We start from the raw sequence: 18,902 nt of genomic DNA on the forward strand, positions 1-18,902 counted from the left end.
CCCGACACTGCCCGGGTTCAGGGCGAATGCCGTGAATCGCGCATCCTGAACATCCGGGTTTCTGCGTCTATTGGATTGCAACCGCCTCGGTTCTGCTGGGCTGCCAGCCACCCCCCAGCGCCTTGAAGGCGGTGACTGCGGCGCGCGCCGATTCGGTTTGCGCCTGGGCTCTCGCATCGGAAGCGCGCAGCAGGTTCTCGTCTGCCTGCAGCACTTCGATGAGGCTGACCACGCCTTTCTGGTAGGCCGCGAATGAAGCGCCTCGCGCGCGGCCGAGCGAATCCACGCCCTGGGCCAGCATGCTGGCTTGCTCCTCGCGCTTGACCAGGGCCGAAAAGGCGTTTTCCACATCCTCGGTGGCACGCAGCACGGCCAGCCGGTAGGCCGCGAGCTGTTCGGCATCCTGGCCCTTGGCGAGATCGATCTGGGCGTTGATGCGGCCGAAATCGAACAGACGCCAGCGCAAGCCCAGCACGCCGGCGGCCTGGCTGGCACCGCTGGTGAAGAGATTGCCGCCGGACATCGATGTCGCACTGCCGATCAGGCCGCTCAGGGAGAGCTTGGGGTAGTACTCGGCAATGGCCACACCGATGCGGGCATTCGATGCGGCGAGGCGGCGCTCGGCCGCGATCAGGTCGGGTCGTCGCCGGAGCAAGTCCCCCGGCGTTCCCGAGTCTGCGATCTGCGGAGCGGCCGGGATGGTGCCCGGCTCGGCCAGTTCCGCCCGGTGCGTGCCCGGGGACGAGCCCAGCATCACATCGAGCGCGTTCATGGCCGCGTCCAGGCCCGCCTCGAGGACCGGAACGGCGGCCCGGACCTGGGCCAGCGCGCCTTCGGTCTGCCGCACCTGGAGTTCGGCGGTCAATCCTTTGTTGTAGAGAAGATGGATCGTGGACAGCAGCTCCTGCTGCGTGCGCACCTGGCGCCGCGCCACGTCGAGCCGGGTCTGCAGCCCGCGGATGCTGATGTAGATGTCGGCGGTCTGCGCCGCCACGGTCAGTCTTGTTGCGGCCGTGCCTGCCTCCGAAGCCTGGTAGTCGGCAAGCGCCGCTTCGCGCCCGCGGCGCAGGCCGCCGAACACATCCAGTTCCCAGCTCGCGCCGAGATTGGCTTCGTAGGCATTGCCGTAGCGATCGAAACCGGGCCTCGCGTTCAGGACTTGCCCCAGCGGCGTTTCAACGGACTGGTAGGCCCGGGCTGCTTGTCCGCTGATGTTTCCGGAAGGCAGCAAGGCGGCATTCGCCGCCCCCAGCCCCGCACGCGCCTGGGCGGCGCGCGCCGACGCCTGTGCGAGATCGAGGTTCTGCGCCAGTGCAAGCGTGACGAATCGAGCCAATTGCGGGTCGCCGAAACCCGTCCACCACGCGAGAAGGTCGGCGCTGGTGGAGGCAGATCGTGCATGGACGGCCGCCTGGCCGAGATACTGTTGCGACAGGGGCGCATCGGGCCGGACATAGTCGGGACCGACGGCGCAACCTGCGGCCAAGCTGGCAGCGATGAGCGGGACAAGGATGCGTTGGCGCATGGGCTTCTTTCGGAAGAGAGGAAAGAAAACGAACTGGAAGCTGTGACTATAATTCAAAATGGTCACTCGTTGTTCAATTTCCCTGCGCGCGGTAAGCTGTTGGCCATGAGCAAAGCAACTCCTTCTCCGGCCGTGGGGCGCGGCCCTGCCGACCACGAGGTGCGAGACCAGATCGTTGTCGCGGCGACCGAGCACTTCAGCCGGTATGGCTACGAGAAGACGACCGTCTCCGACCTCGCCAAGGCCATCGGGTTTTCCAAGGCCTACATCTACAAGTTCTTCGAGTCCAAGCAGGCGATCGGCGAAATGATCTGCGCGAACTGCCTGCGCGAGATCGAAGCCGAGATTCGGGCGGCCGTCGATGCTGCCGATCGCCCCCCCGAAAAGCTGCGCCGGATGTTCAAGTCGGTGGTCGAAGCCAGCCTTCGGCTGTTCTCCGAGGATCGCAAGCTCTACGAAATCGCGATCTCGGCGGCCACCGAGCGGTGGCAGGCGGTGGTCGTCCATGAAGAGCGCATCCGGCAATTGCTCCAGGAGATCCTGCGCGAAGGCCGGGAGGCGGGCGAGTTCGAGCGCAAGACGCCGCTGGACGAGGCGGCGGGGGCCATCTACCTCGTCATGCACCCCTACATCAATCCGCTTCTCCTGCAGCACAGCTTCGACCACACGGCCGAAGCGCCGGCGCAACTGTCTGGCCTGGTGCTGCGCAGCCTTTCTCCATAAGACGAAGATTTAAGTGACTATTGACTAATTTGGTCACTGGTATCAGAATGCGGGTCCTGATCACTTCGTCACGGGGACCCTCATGCTCTGGCGCCGCCTTGCTACCTCTACAGTCATCTGCGCACTGCCGTTTGCCTTGGTCGCCTGCAGCGAACAAGCGCCGTCCGATCCGCGCACCCAGGCGCCGCAGGTGCGCGCCGCCACCGTTCAGGGGGCCGGCGCTGTATCGCGCGCCTTCACCGGCACCGTAGCCGCCCGGGTCCAGAGCGACCTGGGTTTTCGGGTCTCCGGCAAGGTGCTGGAGCGGCTGGTGGATGCGGGGCAGGCCGTCAAACGCGGTCAGCTGCTCATGCGCATTGATCCCGCCGATCTGAATCTGGCGGTCCATGCGCAGCAGGAGGCGGTCGCCGCTGCGCGGGCGCGCTCACAGCAGACGGCGGAGGATGAGGCCCGTTATCGCGACCTGCGCGGCACCGGTGCAATCTCGGCAACGGCCTACGACCAGATCAAGGCTGCGGCGGACGCTGCCAAGGCCCAGCTCAGGGCGACCGAGGCCCAGGCCGACGTGGCTCGCAATGCGAGCCGCTACACCGAGCTCGTGGCGGACGGCGACGGTGTCGTCATGGAAACGCTGGCCGAGCCCGGCCAGGTCGTGAGCGCTGGCCAAGCGGCGGTGCGTGTGGCCCGCGCCGGTCCGCGCGAAGCCGTTGTCCAGCTGCCGGAAACCCTGCGTCCGGCGGTCGGATCCGCCGCACAGGCCACGCTCTTCGGCAAGGAAGGTGTGACGGTGGCGACCACGCTGCGGCAACTCTCGGATGCCGCGGATCGGCAGACCCGCACCTTCGAGGCGCGCTATGTGCTCAAGGGCGACCTTGCCAATGCGCCGCTGGGCGCCACGGTCACCATTCGGATTCCGGACGGGCTTCCTGCCGCGCAAGGTGGCCTGCAGGTGCCGATCGGCGCGCTGTTCGACACCGGCAAGGGGCCGGGCGTGTGGGTCATCAGCGGCGAGCCGGCCAAGGTCAACTGGCGCCCGGTCGTGGTCGAGCACCTGGATGACGGTGGCGCGCGCATCGTCGCTGGCCCGCTCAAGCAGGGCGACCGGATCGTCGCGCTCGGCGCCCATCTGCTGCGCGAGGGTGAACCGGTGCGCGTGGCCGGCCAGGCGGGCGCCGCCGCGGCAGAGGGAGCCCGCCCGTGAGCGAAGGCCGCTTCAATCTGTCGGCGCTTGCGGTCCGCGAGCGCTCCATCACCCTGTTCCTGATCTTCCTGATCTCGCTGGCGGGTCTTGTTGCGTTCTTCAAGCTCGGCCGCGCCGAAGACCCGGCCTTCACCGTCAAGGTGATGACGGTCATCACCGCCTGGCCCGGCGCCACGGCGCAGGAGATGCAGGACCAGGTCGCCGAGAAGCTCGAGAAGCGCCTGCAGGAGCTGCGCTACTACGACCGCACCGAGACCTACACGCGGCCCGGGCTGGCGTTCACGACCCTGACGCTGCTCGACAGCACGCCGCCGGCACAGGTGCAGGAACAGTTCTACCAAGCGCGCAAGAAGCTCGGCGACGAAGCGGGCAGCCTGCCGGCCGGCGTGATCGGGCCGATGATCAACGACGAATACGCGGACGTCACCTTCGCCCTGTTCGCGCTCAAGGCCAAGGGAGAAGCGCAGCGCCTGCTGGTGCGCGACGCCGAGACGCTGCGCCAGCGGCTGCTGCACGTGGCGGGCGTGAAGAAGGTCAACATCGCCGGCGAGCAGTCCGAACGCATCTATGTCGAGTTCTCGCATGAGCGCCTGGCAACGTTGGGCGTCAGTCCGCAGGACGTGTTCGCCGCACTCCACGGCCAGAATGCCCTGACCCCGGCGGGCTCGGTGGAAACCAAGGGCCCTCAGGTGTTCATTCGCCTGGACGGGCCTTTCGACGAGCTGCAGAAGATCCGCGATACGCCCATCGTGGCGCAGGGCCGCACCCTGAAGCTGTCGGACATCGCCAATGTCAAGCGGGGGTATGAAGACCCGGCCACCTTCCTGATCCGCAACGGCGGCGAGCCGGCACTGCTGGTGGGCGTTGTCATGCGCGAGGGCTGGAACGGCCTCGACCTGGGCAAGGCGCTGGATGTGGAAGCCCGTGCCATCAACGCCGAGCTGCCGCTGGGCCTTAGCCTCACCAAGGTCACGGACCAGTCGGTGAACATCAGCGCGTCGGTCGACGAGTTCATGGTGAAGTTCTTCGCGGCCCTGCTGGTGGTCATGCTGGTGAGCTTCCTGAGCATGGGCTGGCGCGCGGGCCTCGTGGTGGCTGCGGCGGTGCCGCTGACGCTGGCCGTGGTCTTCGTGGTGATGGCCGCCACCGGCAAGAACTTCGACCGCATCACACTGGGCTCGTTGATCCTCGCGCTCGGCTTGCTGGTGGACGACGCCATCATCGCCATCGAGATGATGGTGGTGAAGATCGAAGAGGGCTACAGCCATGTGGCCGCGTCCGCCTACGCCTGGAGCCACACGGCGGCACCGATGCTCTCGGGCACGCTGGTCACCGCGGTCGGCTTCATGCCCAACGGCTTCGCGCCGTCGACAGCGGGCGAGTACACCAGCAACATGTTCTGGATCGTCGGCATCGCGCTGATCGCATCCTGGGTGGTCGCCGTGGTGTTCACGCCGTATTTGGGCGTCAAGCTGCTGCCCAGCTTCAAGAAGATCGAAGGCGGCCATGCCGCGATCTACGACACGCCGCACTACAACCGGCTGCGCCGCGTGCTGGCCCGCGTCATCGCGCGCAAGTGGCTGGTGGCGGGCGCGGTGGTCGGCCTGTTCGTGGTGTCGATCCTCGGCATGGGGGTGGTCAAGAAGCAGTTCTTTCCGATCTCCGACCGGCCCGAAGTCCTGGTCGAGGTGCAGATGCCCTACGGCACTTCGATCACGCAGACCAGCGAGGCCACGGCCAAGGTCGAGGCCTGGCTGTCCACGCAGCCGGAGGCCCAGATCGTCACCTCCTACATCGGGCAGGGCGCGCCGCGCTTCTACTTTGCGATGGGGCCTGAACTGCCCGATCCGTCGTTCGCCAAGATCGTGGTGCGCACGGCCAGCCAGGAGGAGCGCGAGGCCCTGAAGCACCGGTTGCGCCAGGCCGTTGCCGACGGCCTCGCGTCCGAGGCGCGGGTGCGCGTGACCCAGCTGGTGTTCGGGCCGTACTCGCCGTTCCCCGTGGCCTACCGTGTCAGCGGACCCGATGCGAACGAGCTGCGCAGGATTGCGGCCGAGGTGCGGCAGGTGATGGACGCCAGCCCGATGATGCGCACCGTCAGCACCGACTGGGGCACCCGCACGCCCACGCTGCACTTCACGTTGAAGCAAGACCGCCTGCAGGCCGTGGGGCTGAGCTCCAGCGCTGTGGCGCAGCAACTGCAGTTCCTTCTGAGCGGCGCGCCGGTGACCACCGTGCGCGAGGACATCCGCACCGTGCAGGTGGTGGCCCGTTCGGCCGGCGGCACTCGGCTCGATCCCGCGAAGCTTGTCGACTTTACGCTCGCCGGTGCCGGCGGCCAGCGCATTCCGCTGTCCCAGGTCGGCGAGATCGAGGTGCGCATGGAAGAGCCGGTGATGCGGCGGCGCGACCGCATGCCCACGATCACGGTGCAGGGCGACATCGCCGAGGGGCTGCAGCCGCCCGATGTGTCGAGCGCGATCACGGCGAAGCTGCAGCCCCTGATGCAGAAGCTGCCGGCCGGCTACCGCATTGCCGAGGCCGGCTCCATCGAGGAATCGGAAAAGGCGACCAAGGCGATGCTGCCGCTCTTCCCGATCATGCTGGCGGCCACGCTGCTGATCATCATCTTCCAGGTGCGCTCCATGTCGGCGATGGTCATGGTGTTCCTCACGAGTCCGCTCGGGCTGATCGGCGTCGTGCCGACCCTGCTGCTGTTCCAGCAGCCCTTCGGCATCAATGCGCTCGTGGGGCTCATCGCGCTGTCGGGCATCCTGATGCGCAACACGCTGATCCTGCTCGGGCAGATCCACCACAACCAGCAGGAGGGGCTCGATCCGTTCCATGCGGTCGTCGAGGCGACCGTGCAGCGTGCGCGGCCCGTGGTCCTGACCGCGCTTGCGGCGATCCTCGCCTTCATTCCGCTGACGCACTCGGTGTTCTGGGGCGCGCTCGCCTACACCCTGATCGGCGGCACTTTTGCGGGAACGATCCTGACGCTGGTGTTCCTGCCGGCGATGTATTCGATCTGGTTCCGGATCAGGCCGGGCAACCAGGAGCGATCCGCGCACTGATCCGCTCTTTTCATCCCTACTCACCCCTTTAGAAAAGAGAGACTGCAATGTCGGATTCAACTGTTGTCGTGGTTACCGGCGTGTCATCGGGCATCGGATGCGCCACCGCGGAGAAATTTGCCGAACGGGGCTGCCAGGGAGCAGCTTTTGGATAGCCTGAATCTCTTGCGAGCCTTCAGCGAGGTTGCAGGCTCCGGCAGCTTTTCCCGCGCCGCGAGCCAGCTGGCGCTGTCGAGGGGAACCGTCAGCAAGTACATCGCAACGCTGGAGAGCCGCTTCGGTGTGCGTTTGCTGAACCGGACCAGCCATGCTGTCAGTCTGACGGACGCCGGCGTATTGCTGCTCGAAAGAAGCAAGCCGATGCTGGAACTGGTGGAAGAAACTCGAGCGGAACTCCAGGATCGAGCGCTGACTCCCCGTGGACGCCTGCGCGTGTCCGCGCCGCATGGCATGGAGCAGACGCAGCTTCCAGCGCTTATCAATACCTTCCTGGGCCACTATCCGGAAGTCAGCATCAGCCTTGTCCTCACCAACCGCATCGTCGATCTGGCCGAGGACGGCATTGACGTTGCCCTGCGTTTCGCGCCGACAGCCAACGAGAATCTCATTGTCCGAAAACTGGTTGCGATGGACTTGAGTGTGTGCGCTGCGCCCATGTATTGGTCGGCGCACGGGATGCCGGTTCACCCCAACGAACTCGCAAGCCACAACGCGCTGGTCAGCACACATCTCAGTCCGCAGTCGAAGTGGCGTTTCGAGGTTGACGGTGCCCCGCTGGAAGTCCCGGTGAGAGGGGCGCCTGAATGCCACGGAGGCCGCCCCGTTGATCCAGGCCGCGTTACTGGGAGCGGGTATCGTCTATTTGCCTACGGCAATGCTGGCGCCGTATATCAAGAGTGGGCGGCTGGTGCCCGCGTTGTCGGCATTCGTTCGCAGCGACATGTGGCTGTCGGCTGTCTACTTGCAGCGGCGGCACAGTACCGCTGTACAGCGTGCCTTCCTGAACTTTCTCGAGGACCGGATCAAGCCCGTGAGGCCTGCGCGCAGCGCTTGAGCCAAAGCGGTAGCGCGGGGCAGGGCGCGCGGCTTGTCGGCTGGCCGCTCGCTGTGGGTGGCTTGCGTTGCGTCAGCCCAGCAGCTCGATCGCTGCCTGCACGATGGGCCGTGCCCACGCCGGTGTTGCCGCGAGCGCGGCCAGGTCGCCCGGCTGCGGATAGATGGGTTCGCCCGCGCTCAGTTCGAGCACCAGCACCGGGTCGGCAATGTCGCCGCCAGGCGGTGCTTCGGCGCTGTTGTCGAAGACCTGCAGCCGCGTGAGCTTCGGCAGCAGCTGGATCAGGTTGGCACGCGATGCGATCCAGCGCTCGCGGATCTTGGCCTCGGGAATGTCGTGGCCGCCGCGCGCCACGCGCGCACGCACGCGGGCGATGTGCTGCTCGGGCGAGGACAGCCCGCAGAAGATCATGACCACGTCATGGCTCGACGCGGCGCGGGCGAGCAGCGCGGGAATGGTGCTGGCGCCCAGCGTGGTCTCGAAGGCGTAGCTGGAGCCTTGCGCGATGGCCGCCTCCAGCCGCTCGCGGCCGAGGTTCCATGCGCGGGCGTTCGCCTCTTCGGGCGTGAGCCCGAGCTGCGCGATGAGTTCCCGCGCGCAGGTGTCCGGGTTGAACCAGCTGAGGCCGTGCTCGGCAAGCAGCGCGCCGCCAACCGAACTCTTGCCCGCCCCGTTGACGCCGGCCAGCACCAGGATGAACGGGCGCGCGGCCGCCGCCATCAGAAGGTGTCGCCTGCCTTGGGACGGCGCCCGAGCTTGCCCTTGGCCGCGAACAGCTTGCCCACCTGCGCCGCCGCGTTCGGCTGCTGCAGCACGCCCAGGCGCTCGTCGAAGCGGCGCCCGAGTTCGTCGAGCACCGACTGCTCGCGCGCCTTGAGCGCCTGCGCGTCTTCCACCAGCTGGTTGTAGGTGGCCGCGGTCAGCAGCACCATCTCCACCGTCGAATGGTTGGTCACGGCCAGGCTGCCCGTCTGCTGGACCTGGCGAACCACGTCGCCCCAGCGGTTCTTGACGTGGGATGCGTTCTGACGCGGCAGTTCATCGAGATTGGGCAGGACGGCGGCCATGGTGTGCTCCTTTGGCGCCATTATGGCAAAAATAGCCAAGTTGGACAAAATAGCCGGTTATTGTGGACCGCGGGAGCTGTGATGGCGGCTGCGGCGGCAGCCGGCGGTTTTTTTGCTGCAGCAGGTGAAGAAGATCACAGCCTGCCCCGCGATGCGCAGCCACGTCGGCACGATGGCGCGCATGAACTACAAGCGCCAATCGCATCACGGTGATTCGAGACACGCAACGCGCGAACCGGTGAGTTCGCAGGCGCATCCGGACGCCCCCGCGAGCGGCCCCTTCTTCAGCTGTTCATGTGGTCTCGCGCACCTGGAGCGCATCCACCGGCGGTGGTGGATGAAGCTTCTTGCCTGGCTGCGGTTCTATTGCTGCAGCAGGTGCGGCAGGTCGCAACTGGCTTCGAAGCGGGCGGTCAGCTTCGCGATCACGTCTCTCAGGAGTGCAGGAGAGGCGGCGCAAGTGCCTGCTCCTTGATCGGCGCGACTGGCGATGCCGCGGCAAATCAATCTTGCTTGGATTCGGCGTCGCCCATGCCTTCCGGCGCGGTGAACAGCTCGGGCTCGAACATCGGATGGTCCTCGTGGGCCTCGGCGGCTGCTGCATCCGGCAGCAGGCTGCCGAAGTCCGTCGAGGCGAAGTTCGGCGGGATGTGGATGCCATTGTCGTCGCGGCGGACCAGGCCGCGGCTCTCCAGGTCGCGCATGGTCTTGTTGACCACCTCGCGCGAGAGCCCCGAATACGACGCGATGACCGCCTGGGTGATGCGCTTGTCGTAGCCGCCGGTGCCCGCGGGCGCCAGCTGGGTCAGCTCGTGGAGCACGCGGCCGACCAGGTTTTCGGCGGAGAGCGAGGAGATCCGGCGCAGCTGGCCGCGAATCATGGTGATGCGCTTCATCGCGATTTCGAGCAGGCCGAGTGTGACCTCCGGGTAGATCGAACACAGCCTGCGAATCGCGGTGATCGGCATCAGGTAGACCGAGGAGGGCAGGGCCGCGACCAGCGTCGAGGTGGCCTGGTAGCTGTTCTCGCTCAGCGAAGGGCCGAGGAAGAAGTCGCCGCGGCGGATGAAGTCGGTCGTCACGTCCCGATCGACTGCGCGCAGCAGGCCCGTGGCCACGCAGTAGATGCTGTCGGTCCAGGTGTCCGCAGCAAGCACGGTCTCGTTGCGCCGGTAGGAGCGAAGTTCGCTGCTGCGGATCAAGGCGGCCCGATCGGCGGGCGACATGCTGGCGATGAGGGGGTGGAGGTACATGGCGAAAGTGATGTCGGTCACCTCATTTGCATTCCGCCTGGAGCAGCCGGAACAGCGCCTCGATGCGGTTTCGTTCTTCGGTCTCGTGCAGCGCCTGGCCGCGCAGCCAGAGCCTGCCGGCCTTTTTCTCGACGTGCACGTCGTACACGCGGTCGACGCAGTCGACCACGACATCCGGCGCAAGCCGCTCCTGCGCGGCCCACAGCGCGAGCTCGATTTCCGCGGCACCCATGCGCGTCGGCGCGTGCATCGCGATCCAGTCCGCATGCAGCCGCGGCAGCGCGGTCATGCCGCGCACCTTCAGTGGCTCGCTGCCGAGCCCTGCCAGAAGTTCCTCGAGCTGGGCGGTGCCGGACGGTTCGCCGGCCGCGGAGCCGGCCGTGCAGGCGCCAGTGGTCCGCAACAGGAAGCAGTCGTCGCGCAGGCAGGTCAGGTCGGCGGCGGCCGCCGAGGCCAGCAGGCTCGCGCGGATCCGGCGCCGGATCTCGCTGCGCGAAGTTGGCGATGTAGAAAAGCGCGCAAACCCGGTCGGGCAGGGCGCCGCGGTTGTTTTCCGGCGCCGCCGGGGCGGCACCGCGATGCCGCGCGGGCAGGAAATGCGCCAGCGCCGCGCGCCATCGCGGCCCGAAGCGCCTGTTTTCCATCCGCGGCAGAGCGATCGTTGCATCGCCTGCGTGACACCACTTTCTGTGCATTTGGCAAACCCTGAATCGTTGGACCATCGCTGCGACCCGCTTCGCAAGCGGCCTTCAGGGGAATGCTACGGAGCAACATGCAGTCTGACATCGAGTTTCGAGTCGTGGATGTGTTCCGAATCACAATTGGACACAATGGTGGCCGTGAGCGATTGTGCCGGGAGGCCCCCGCGAAGCCCTCCCACAAAATGGTGAGTGGCCCGCGTGCGACAACACGGAGGGGTTGTTACTCTCGCCTGGGCGGAATCGCGTCGGTCCAGGCGGCCACGTCCTCGGCCGTCATGGTGCTTGCGGGGGTGAGGCGCCCGTCCACGTAGCCCAGCTGCTCAATGTCGGGGAGGTACTGCTCGCGCGACAGGAAGGTGCCGGCGCAGACGTTCTCGCCCGCGTCCGGCGGCTGCTGCATCTCGTGGGCCAGGCGTGCCAGCAGCCTGTCCAGCACCCAGATGGGAATGCGGTGCCGCTCGCCGGGGTAGATGTAGCCGAACAGCGTCAAGTGGGCCAGCAGCACCCGCCAGTGCGGACCGAAGCGTTCCAGCAAGCCGGACCAGTCCAGCCGCTCGGCGGTGGCCTGCAGCAGGTGGGCGATGTCGCCGCCGTCGTAGCGCTCGCGCTCCATGATGAAGGCCTTGGACAGCAGGCTGTCCTCGGCGTTGGCCACCAGCACCGGCACGCCGAGGATCTCGGCGCGGTGGTTGTTCCGGAACCAGCGCTCGTCGACCGGCATCAGGCCGTTGCCCGAGTTGAAGATCAGGTCGATGAACTCGGGGCGGTCGTACATCTTGGCCAGCCAGTGTGGGTGGCTCATCTCGGTGCGCCAACCGTGCGCCTGCGCCACCTGCGCGATGCGCTCGCAGTCTTCGCGGCGGATGAACAGGTCCAGGTCCTTGGTCGCGCGGCGGATGCCGGTGTAGCAGGCATGCGCGAAGGCGCCGCCGACCAGGAACGGAATGCCCGCATCGTTCATCGCGCGCAGCGCCTGCCGGTAGAAGTCGGCCGCGCGCGGCTCGACTTCTTCTGCTTCTTCGAGCGAAAGCGTGGGGGCGGTCGTGGGCTCCATGCAGGCAATGTAGAACCCACCCGCAGCAGGGCTCGGGGCAAACGGCCCCATCAGGCGTCGGCAAGCGCCTACAGCCGCCGCAGGATGAGGCCGATCACGGCCGGGCGTGCCGGGGCGCAGTCTTCCTGCCATGCCCCATCCCAAATCTTCTTCGCACGTGCGCTTCGCCGCGGTCGGCGACATCCACGTGCACAAGGACTCGGCTGGCACGCTGCGCAGCTTCTTCGCCCAGGCCGCCGACGAGGCCGATGCGCTGCTGCTGTGCGGCGACCTCACCGACTACGGCACCGCCGAGGAGGCCAAGGTGCTGGCCGAAGAGCTGGGCGCCGTGTCCATCCCGGTGGTCGCCGTGCTCGGCAACCACGACTTCGAATCGGGCACGCCCGAACTGGTGGCGCAGGCGCTCGCGCACGCCGGCGTTTGCGTGCTCGATGGTGCGGCCTGCGAGATCGAGGGCGTGGGCATTGCCGGCACCAAGGGCTTCGCGGGCGGCTTCGGCCGCGCCTCGCTCGGCGCCTGGGGCGAGCCGGCGATCAAGCTGTTCGTGCAGCAGGCGCTCGACGAGGCGATGAAGCTGGAGTCGGCGCTGGCCAAGCTGCGCACACGGCGCCGCATCGCGCTTTTGCACTACGCGCCGATCGTCGCCACGGTGCAGGGCGAGCCAGTGGAGATCTTTCCGTTCCTGGGCAGCAGCCGGCTGGAAGAGCCGCTGCTGCGCTATCCGATCGATGCGGTGTTCCACGGCCACGCGCACCGCGGCACGTTCGAGGGGCGAACCATCAACGGTGTGCCGGTCTACAACGTCGCCAAGCCCCTGCTGCAGCGCCGCCGGCCCGAGGCGCCGCCGTTCTTTCTCTACGAGCTGCCGCGCGAGAGCGCGGGCGAAGCCGAGCTGGCGGCGATCTGAGCGAAGCGCATGCGTTCGCCCGGGCCGGCGCCAGCTTCGTGCTCAACGCTCTCCCGACACCTCGATCTCGACGCGGCGGTTCGGTGCCAGGCAGTCGATCAGCTCGGCGCGACGGGTCTGCGTGCATTGCACCTTCGGCTCCGATTCGCCCCGGCCTTGCACCTGGATGTTGCGCGCCGGCACGCCGGCCTGCGCGAGGTAGCTGCGCACGGTGTTGGCGCGCGCCAGCGAGAGCGCGTTGTTGTAGGCCTGGCTGCCGAGCCGGTCGGTGTGGCCGATGACCTTGACGGCATCCGTCGCCTTGATGTCGGCGGCCAGGGCGTCGAGCTTGCGGCGCCCCTCGGGCAGCAGGTCGGCGATCGAGCCCCCGTCGAAACGGAACAGGCCATCGGCGCCCAGCGTGGTGCGGCGCGGCGCAGCAGCCGGGCTCGCGGCGGCCGGCCGTTCGACCGCCGGCACCGCACGGGCAGCCAGCACGTCGCTGCAACCGGCGGGCAGCCAATGGAAGGTCTGCGCCTTGTAGTCCTTGTCGAAGATCGCCTTGTATTGGCAGGTGGTCACCCCGCCGCCGGCCTTGCGGAAATGGAAGATGTAGTCCCACTCGCGCGGGCCCGCGATGCCTTCGCTGAAGTGAGGCCGGCCGAGCAGGTCGTACAGCTGGTCCTTCGTGACGCCGGGCGCCACCGCGCGCAGGTTGTCCAGGTTCGGGAACGTGCCTTCCTTGAGCCATGCGTCGTTGTCGATGTTCGGGAAGACCACTTCCGTGGCCTTGCCGTCGTCGGTGATGCCGCGGCTCACGTAGGAGCTGCAGCCCTGCAGCACCAGCAGTGCCGCGGCGCCCGCTGCAATGGCCGAGAAGCGATGGAATTGCGTTGTCATGATGTTGTGTTCCTCTTGTGATGCCGCCGGCTTACCAGTGGAAGCCCGCACCGGCCGCCACGCCGACTTTTCCGCGGGAGTTGGCCGAGCCGCTGAACTTCACGACCCACCGCCCGTTGTCCGAAAGCTTCGACACGCCGATGGCAAGCGCGGCCTGGCCATCGAAGCCCGCCACGCCCGCGGACACCATGCTCTTGCCCGGGATGTAGGCCTGCGGCATGTTGGCCATGGCCATCGCGCCGGCCGCGCCCGCGCTGGCGTCCTTGGCAATGCTGCGGATCTCGCCGCCCAGCGCGTTGACGCGCGCATCGGTGTAGGCGTTGGCCCCGGCGATGCCGCTGTTGAGCTGGTTCACGTTGACCGCGTCGGTGCCCGCGACGCCGGGCGCCACGTTGTGCACCGTGACCGGACCGGTCGCGTTGCTGCCGCCCATCGACACGCTGTTGTAGTTGATCGAGCCATCGGGATTGGTGTCGTACTTGACGGTCGACTGGTCGATCACCGCCACCTGGCCCTGCACGCCGCGCAGCTGCGAGACGTTGACCGCATCGCTGTCGGCCGAGCCCGCGGCCACGCCGGTGATCTGGCGGAACTGCCCGTTGGCCGCGTTGCCCACGGACACCGCCGCCAGCGTGCTGGTGGTGGCGCCGATGGCGATGCGCTGCGCTTCGGTGGCCGTGGGCGGCACATAGCCGGCCACGCCCGCCGCGGTGGAGGCCACCGAGCCCGCGCCCAGCGCCACGCCGCCGGCCTGCGTCACGCTGGTGCCCGCGCCCAGTGCCACGCCCTGAACTCCGGCGGCCGAGGCGTTGGTGCCCATTGCAATCGAGTCCGCCAGATGCGACGTGGCACCTTGGCCGACGGCAATGCCACCCGGCGCGCTTTGCTGCACGATGGCGCCATTGCCGATGCCCACGCCGTTGTTGCCGTTGACCACAGTCTGAGGGCCGACCGCCACCGATTCAGCACCGATGGCCAGCGAGTCCGCCGCGGTGGAGTTGGCGTGGAAATACTTGGTTGGCGTCACCGCGAACGACTGCAGTGCGCCAGACAGCTGCCGCACCGTCACCGCGTCCTGCGACTGCGTGCCATCGGCCACGTTGGTGATCTGGCGGTACGTGGTGGCGCTGCCGACCGAGAGCGCGCCGAGCAGCGTGCGGTCGGTGGTGTTGTATTCGATCAGGCTGCTGCCCGCCGGGATGCTGCCGGTCGAGGGCGCCACGAAGCGGTCCGAAACCGAGCCCGAACCGAGCGCAATGGCCCCGTCGACCGTAGCCGCAGCATCCTTGCCAGAGGCGATGGCGTCGGCGCCGGTTGCGCCGAGGTTGTTCTCATTGCCGCCGCCCGTGGAGTTGACGCTGTAGTAGCGGGTCTTGTTGGCCGTGACCGTGCTGCTCAGGTTCTCGATCGACTGGTTGGTGGCGAACAACTGGCTGCCGTTGATGGCGTCGGTCGAGGTAGCGGAAATGCTGCCGGCCGCCACGTTGGTGATCGTGCGCTCCGCACCCACGGCACCGACGCTGACCGTGCTTGCCGGCGTGGTGCCGGCGAAGTTGTAGGTGATACCGTCGATGACGGTACTGGCCGTGCCGACTGCGGCCGTCGTCGTCGATCCAGAGCCCAGCGCCACATCGCCGGCATTGTTGGCTACCGCGTTCGGGCCGATGGCGACGGAGTTGGTCCCCAAGGCCTTCGAGTCGGGCAGGACGGAGTTGGCGTGGAAGTACTTGATGCCCGCGCCGTTGTTGATGTCGCCGATCTGGCTGTTGATGTTGTTGATCGAAGTCGTGTTCGCCGTCACCTGCTGGTTGGTAGCGAACAGCTGCGAGCCGTTGACGGCATCGGTGGAGGTCCCGGTAATTTGGCCGGCCGCCACGTTGGTGATGGTGCGCTCGGCGCCCGCTGCGCCAACGCTCACGGTGCTCAGCGGTGTGGTGCCGGCAAAGTTGTAGGTTGTGCCGCCGATCACGGTGCTCGCAGTCTGGACTGTTGCGGCCGTCGTCGAGCCCGAGCCCAATGCCACGTCGCTGGCGTTGTTGGCCACTGCGTTCGGGCCGATGGCGACGGAATTTACACCGACGGCCTGCGAGTCGGGCAGGGTGGAGTTGGCGTGGAAGTACTTGATGCCCGCGCCGTTGTTGATGTCGCCGACCTGGTTGTTGAGATTGGTGATCGAAGTCGTGTTCGCCGTCACCTGCTGGTTGGTGCCGAACAACTGCGAGCCGTTGATGGCGTCGGTCGAGGTGCCGGTAATCTGGCCGGCCGCCACGTTGGTGATGGTGCGCTCCGCACCCAGCGAGCCGACACTGACCGTGCTCGGCGGGTTGGTGCCGGCGAAGTTGTAGGTGGTGCCACCAATCACTGCACTGGGCGTGTCGATCGCCTTGCTCGTCGTGGAGCCGGAACCCAAAGCCACGTCGCCAGCGTTGTTCGCCAAGGCCGTATCGCCGAATGCCACGGCGCCCGCCGCCAGGGCCTTGCTGGTGCTGCCGATCGCGACGCTGCCCTGCCCGACCACGGTGTTCCGGTAGCCGATGCCGACCGCGCCCTGCGCTGCCGTGCCGGGCGTGCTCACCCCTTGCCCGCCGCCGCCCACCATGTTGGTGTTGCCCATTGCGACCGAGCCGTTGCCGGTCGCGGTGTTGTCCATACCGCTCGCGATCGCGCCGTCACCGGTTGCGGTGTTGGGGTCGCCGATTGCGACCGCGCCGTTGCCGTTGGCAACGTTGCCCGAGCCGATGGAGACCGAGCGACCACCAGTGGCGGTCGCGTTGGTGCCGATTGCAACTGCCTCGGCCGTGTTGGCAACTGCGGAAGTACCCATGGCGATCGCGTTGTCCGCAGTCGCTTTTGCGTTGAAGCCGATCGACGTCGTCGCGTTGGCCGCGACACCGATGCCCGCGTTGGTGCCGATGGCGACATTGTCGTTGCCGCTGACCAGGCTGCCTGCCGAAGCCTTCAAGGTGCCATCGTAGGCGACCGTGCCATCGCCCGAACCGAAGGCGACGTTGCGCGTTCCCGTGACGCCCGAACCCGCGCCCCGCATCACGCTCGCAATGCCGCCGCCCATGGCGGTGTTCTGCGCGCCACTGACCAGTGTTCCTGCGGCAATGCCCACTGCGACCGAACCCGTGTTGGCGGCCGTTGAGCCCGCACCGGCGCCCTGGCCGACTGCAACCGTGCTGTCCCCGATAGCAAGCGCTTGCGCTCCGAGTGCAAGCGAACTATCCCCCAACGCCCGGGCGCTGTTCCCGACGGCGGTGGCTGCGGCGTTGCTTGCCGTTGCCTGACGGCCGCCAGCGAACGCATCGGCACCGCTGGCGTTGGCTTGAAAGCCGATGGCAACGGCCCTGGTGGCGCTAGCCTGCACGTCGGTACCGATTGCGATCGCGCTTTCGACCAGCGCGCCGGTCCCTGCAGCGGAGCGAGCGCCGATGTAAATCGAGTTGACTCCGGCGGCAATGGCTCCGGTGCCGGCGGCGAAGGAATTGGTCTGCGTGGCATTCGCGTCGACCCCGATCGCTGTCGCGTTAGTACCACTCGTGGTCGAGCGGGCGCCGATCGCAACCGCACCGCTTACACCTGACGTGGCGGCTTGCAAACCAATGGCAACACTGTTCGCCGACTGCGCGTCCGTGTCCTGACCCATGGCGACTGCTGCCCGTCCGGCGGCGGCTGCCCTGATGCCGATCGCTGTGGAGAAGACCCCGCTGGCCTTCACGTCTGTGCCGATTGCAATGGCGCTCTCGGCCAATGCACCGGTCCCAGCGACTGTGCGCGCGCCCACGTAAATGGCATTGGTCGCGGAGGCAATGGCGTTGATGCCGAGACTCGTGGCATTTATGCCGCCACTGGACGCGTTGAAACCTATTGCAGTGGCTCCAGCGAAAGTCGCTTCGGACTGCTGACCTGCACAGGTCGAGCTGCCGCTGTAGGAGTAGTACGGAGCCGTGGAACAGAGCGCCTGGGCCTGGACCGACGAGGCCCAACCCATTCCGCCCATCGCCGCCAGCGCGACCACGATCCTGGCGAACTTGCCGTGGAGCTTTGAGGTTTCCGCTCGCCGCGTTGTCTCGGCATCCGGGCCGCTCGCCGGGGCGCGCGAGGAACCCTTCTTGCCCCGGCTCGATGCGAGTTCCGAGGCCGCCACCCAGGCGCCCAGTGCCTCGTTCCAGATACTGCGGTACGACTTATTCATGCATTTCTCCTCAATAGTTCATTTGCTGCCACTGCGCCTGCTGTCAGCGCATGCGGCAATAAAGACGCCAAAAGTCTTACTCAAGTGCGAGCTATTGGCGTCGACCGTGGTGCGCCCATAGAACCTTTAGAAATAGTCGTAAAACTATTCAGCAGATTGCAATTAAACGGAAACATTTTTTTGGCGGATCTTAAGAGATCGTCAACGGATGCAACCGCTGGTGTGGCGAATTAACGTCGTTGCAACGCGGCAGAGGAGATTGGAAATTTCTATTGATCTTGGCCTATGATTAGTAATGCTAATTAATTATTAATTGATCTCGCCTAACATAGTCCATCGAGTAATTGAATTTTAAATATCTATCATCTTTTTTATACAAATAGTAATACGAAGTTTTTATATAATTCGCTCGCCATGCCATAAATTCCGAGACTGATTGATTGAAATTTCAAATCGGCTGCTTCTTGGCGGTAGGAGCCAATTCCATGAATGCAGCGGGCCCCCGGCGCGAGCGTTCGAACCCATACGCCCGCAGGCGCTGGACGGTTCGCTTTGGATGGCTTTGCCGAGGGAGGGCGGCCGCTGCCAGCACGAGAACTGGAGGCCGTTTTGGGCGTGTCGTGGGGTCTGTCTCGGCGCGAACTGCGCCGATGGGCTAGTGCCCTGACGATGGCTCAAGAAACAAGGCGGCGCCTGTTCGAGCGGGAGCAATGGGCTGCGAATGCCTGCGGCACGGCGGCATTCGCGCAAGGAGGCGCCGCGCAGTGGCGGCGCGTTGGCGCCGGCTTATCGCAGCACGTAGCCGCTCAGGCGCCACGTGCCGTCGCGCTCGAGGCGAAAGCTCGCCATCTCGCGCACCACGCGGTTGGCGGCGTTGGCAAAACGGGTTTCGTACTCGACGTTGATGTACTGGCCGGACAGGTCGGCATCTTCATTTGCGACCATCTGGCGATTGACCGAGACCCAGGTGCGCTGCTGGGCCGCGCCGAGCGGCGAACGCGAGGCCTCGACCTGGCGAACGAATTCGGTACGTGCCACGCGCTTCTTGGTCACCGAGGTCGCACCGTCCCAGATCTCGCCGATCTTGCCCTGATCCACCAACTGGATGGCCTGCAGGCCCCCGCGGACCATGTTCGTCGGATCGGCGTCCTGGGCCGAGGCGAGGCCCATCCAACTGGCCAGAAGGGCCGTGCCGAGCAGCAGTTTGCTTTTTGAGGTCATCTGAGTTTCGAGGAGTGTTTTGAATTTCGACATGCAAGTATGTCC

14 protein-coding genes and 2 pseudogenes are annotated in these 18,902 nt (G+C 66.5%); 7 read left to right on the forward strand and 9 right to left on the reverse strand.

Annotated features, from left to right (window positions below; genetic code table 11):
• Positions 1–67 precede the first annotated feature (67 nt).
• Positions 68–1,525: an efflux transporter outer membrane subunit gene (locus tag QFZ47_RS03280; RefSeq protein WP_307654264.1), complete on the reverse strand. Its 1,458-nt coding sequence runs from the start codon at positions 1,523–1,525 to the stop codon at positions 68–70.
• Positions 1,526–1,630: 105 nt separating this feature from the next.
• On the opposite strand from QFZ47_RS03280, the gene QFZ47_RS03285 reads away from it, so the two are divergent.
• The 6 genes and pseudogenes from QFZ47_RS03285 (at position 1,631) to QFZ47_RS03310 (ending at position 7,577) form a co-directional block, all read left to right on the forward strand.
• Complete coding sequence (locus QFZ47_RS03285) at positions 1,631–2,248, forward strand: TetR/AcrR family transcriptional regulator (protein WP_307654265.1); 618 nt, start codon at positions 1,631–1,633, stop codon at positions 2,246–2,248.
• An 82-nt stretch (positions 2,249–2,330) separates the two neighbouring features.
• Complete coding sequence (locus tag QFZ47_RS03290; protein ID WP_307654266.1) at positions 2,331–3,449, forward strand: efflux RND transporter periplasmic adaptor subunit; 1,119 nt, start codon at positions 2,331–2,333, stop codon at positions 3,447–3,449.
• Positions 3,446–6,523, forward strand: a complete 3,078-nt coding sequence (locus tag QFZ47_RS03295; RefSeq protein WP_307654267.1) for an efflux RND transporter permease subunit — start codon at positions 3,446–3,448, stop codon at positions 6,521–6,523. Before QFZ47_RS03290 ends, QFZ47_RS03295 begins: the two co-directional genes overlap by 4 nt.
• Before the next feature lie 47 nt (positions 6,524–6,570).
• A pseudogene (locus tag QFZ47_RS03300) lies at positions 6,571–6,660 on the forward strand (oxidoreductase); the annotation flags it as partial.
• A 28-nt stretch (positions 6,661–6,688) separates the two neighbouring features.
• Positions 6,689–7,261, forward strand: a pseudogene (locus tag QFZ47_RS03305) (LysR family transcriptional regulator); the annotation flags it as partial.
• 85 nt (positions 7,262–7,346) lie between these two features.
• Positions 7,347–7,577, forward strand: coding sequence for a LysR substrate-binding domain-containing protein (locus QFZ47_RS03310; RefSeq protein ID WP_307654268.1), 231 nt, complete (start codon positions 7,347–7,349; stop codon positions 7,575–7,577).
• A gap of 72 nt (positions 7,578–7,649) precedes the next feature.
• Here QFZ47_RS03310 and QFZ47_RS03315 read toward each other — a convergent pair whose 3' ends face one another.
• The 5 genes from QFZ47_RS03315 to QFZ47_RS03335 form a co-directional block, all read right to left on the reverse strand.
• Positions 7,650–8,297, reverse strand: coding sequence for an ATPase (locus QFZ47_RS03315; protein WP_307654269.1), 648 nt, complete (start codon positions 8,295–8,297; stop codon positions 7,650–7,652).
• A complete protein-coding gene (locus QFZ47_RS03320; RefSeq protein WP_307654270.1) occupies positions 8,297–8,644 on the reverse strand; it encodes a type II toxin-antitoxin system prevent-host-death family antitoxin in 348 nt (115 codons plus the stop codon). Before QFZ47_RS03320 ends, QFZ47_RS03315 begins: the two co-directional genes overlap by 1 nt.
• Positions 8,645–9,147: 503 nt before the next feature.
• Positions 9,148–9,897, reverse strand: coding sequence for a Crp/Fnr family transcriptional regulator (locus QFZ47_RS03325; RefSeq protein WP_307654271.1), 750 nt, complete (start codon positions 9,895–9,897; stop codon positions 9,148–9,150).
• 22 nt (positions 9,898–9,919) lie between these two features.
• A complete protein-coding gene (locus QFZ47_RS03330; protein ID WP_307654272.1) occupies positions 9,920–10,564 on the reverse strand; it encodes a hypothetical protein in 645 nt (214 codons plus the stop codon).
• 254 nt (positions 10,565–10,818) lie between these two features.
• The gene (locus tag QFZ47_RS03335) at positions 10,819–11,652 is read right to left on the reverse strand and encodes a nucleotidyltransferase (RefSeq protein WP_307654273.1); all 834 of its coding nucleotides are present in this window, start codon (positions 11,650–11,652) and stop codon (positions 10,819–10,821) included.
• Positions 11,653–11,782: 130 nt separating this feature from the next.
• Between QFZ47_RS03335 and QFZ47_RS03340 the strand changes: the two genes are divergently transcribed.
• A complete protein-coding gene (locus QFZ47_RS03340; RefSeq protein WP_307654274.1) occupies positions 11,783–12,559 on the forward strand; it encodes a metallophosphoesterase family protein in 777 nt (258 codons plus the stop codon).
• A gap of 42 nt (positions 12,560–12,601) precedes the next feature.
• On the opposite strand, the gene QFZ47_RS03345 is transcribed toward QFZ47_RS03340, so the two are convergent.
• The 3 genes from QFZ47_RS03345 to QFZ47_RS03355 form a co-directional block, all read right to left on the reverse strand.
• On the reverse strand, positions 12,602–13,438 hold the full coding sequence (locus QFZ47_RS03345; protein ID WP_307654275.1) for an OmpA family protein: 837 nt from the start codon (positions 13,436–13,438) through the stop codon (positions 12,602–12,604).
• A gap of 31 nt (positions 13,439–13,469) precedes the next feature.
• Positions 13,470–17,636, reverse strand: a complete 4,167-nt coding sequence (locus QFZ47_RS03350) for a YadA-like family protein (RefSeq protein WP_307654276.1) — start codon at positions 17,634–17,636, stop codon at positions 13,470–13,472.
• 786 nt (positions 17,637–18,422) lie between these two features.
• Complete coding sequence (locus tag QFZ47_RS03355; RefSeq protein ID WP_307654277.1) at positions 18,423–18,890, reverse strand: DUF4019 domain-containing protein; 468 nt, start codon at positions 18,888–18,890, stop codon at positions 18,423–18,425.
• Between the last annotated feature and the right edge of the window lie 12 nt (positions 18,891–18,902).

Source organism: Variovorax paradoxus, from assembly GCF_030815975.1.
GTDB lineage: Bacteria > Pseudomonadota > Gammaproteobacteria > Burkholderiales > Burkholderiaceae_C > Variovorax > Variovorax paradoxus_N.

What these genes read in the sequence shown, in the direction of transcription:
- QFZ47_RS03280 (WP_307654264.1), bottom strand. Translation starts at nt 1,525, where the DNA reads ATGCGCCAACGCATCCTTGTCCCGCTCATCGCTGCCAGCTTGGCCGCA.
- QFZ47_RS03285 (WP_307654265.1), top strand. Translation starts at nt 1,631, where the DNA reads ATGAGCAAAGCAACTCCTTCTCCGGCCGTGGGGCGCGGCCCTGCCGAC.
- QFZ47_RS03290 (WP_307654266.1), top strand. Translation starts at nt 2,331, where the DNA reads ATGCTCTGGCGCCGCCTTGCTACCTCTACAGTCATCTGCGCACTGCCG.
- QFZ47_RS03315 (WP_307654269.1), bottom strand. Translation starts at nt 8,297, where the DNA reads ATGGCGGCGGCCGCGCGCCCGTTCATCCTGGTGCTGGCCGGCGTCAAC.
- QFZ47_RS03320 (WP_307654270.1), bottom strand. Translation starts at nt 8,644, where the DNA reads ATGGCCGCCGTCCTGCCCAATCTCGATGAACTGCCGCGTCAGAACGCA.
- QFZ47_RS03325 (WP_307654271.1), bottom strand. Translation starts at nt 9,897, where the DNA reads ATGTACCTCCACCCCCTCATCGCCAGCATGTCGCCCGCCGATCGGGCC.
- QFZ47_RS03330 (WP_307654272.1), bottom strand. Translation starts at nt 10,564, where the DNA reads ATGCAACGATCGCTCTGCCGCGGATGGAAAACAGGCGCTTCGGGCCGC.
- QFZ47_RS03335 (WP_307654273.1), bottom strand. Translation starts at nt 11,652, where the DNA reads ATGGAGCCCACGACCGCCCCCACGCTTTCGCTCGAAGAAGCAGAAGAA.
- QFZ47_RS03340 (WP_307654274.1), top strand. Translation starts at nt 11,783, where the DNA reads ATGCCCCATCCCAAATCTTCTTCGCACGTGCGCTTCGCCGCGGTCGGC.
- QFZ47_RS03345 (WP_307654275.1), bottom strand. Translation starts at nt 13,438, where the DNA reads ATGACAACGCAATTCCATCGCTTCTCGGCCATTGCAGCGGGCGCCGCG.
- QFZ47_RS03350 (WP_307654276.1), bottom strand. Translation starts at nt 17,636, where the DNA reads ATGAATAAGTCGTACCGCAGTATCTGGAACGAGGCACTGGGCGCCTGG.
- QFZ47_RS03355 (WP_307654277.1), bottom strand. Translation starts at nt 18,890, where the DNA reads ATGTCGAAATTCAAAACACTCCTCGAAACTCAGATGACCTCAAAAAGC.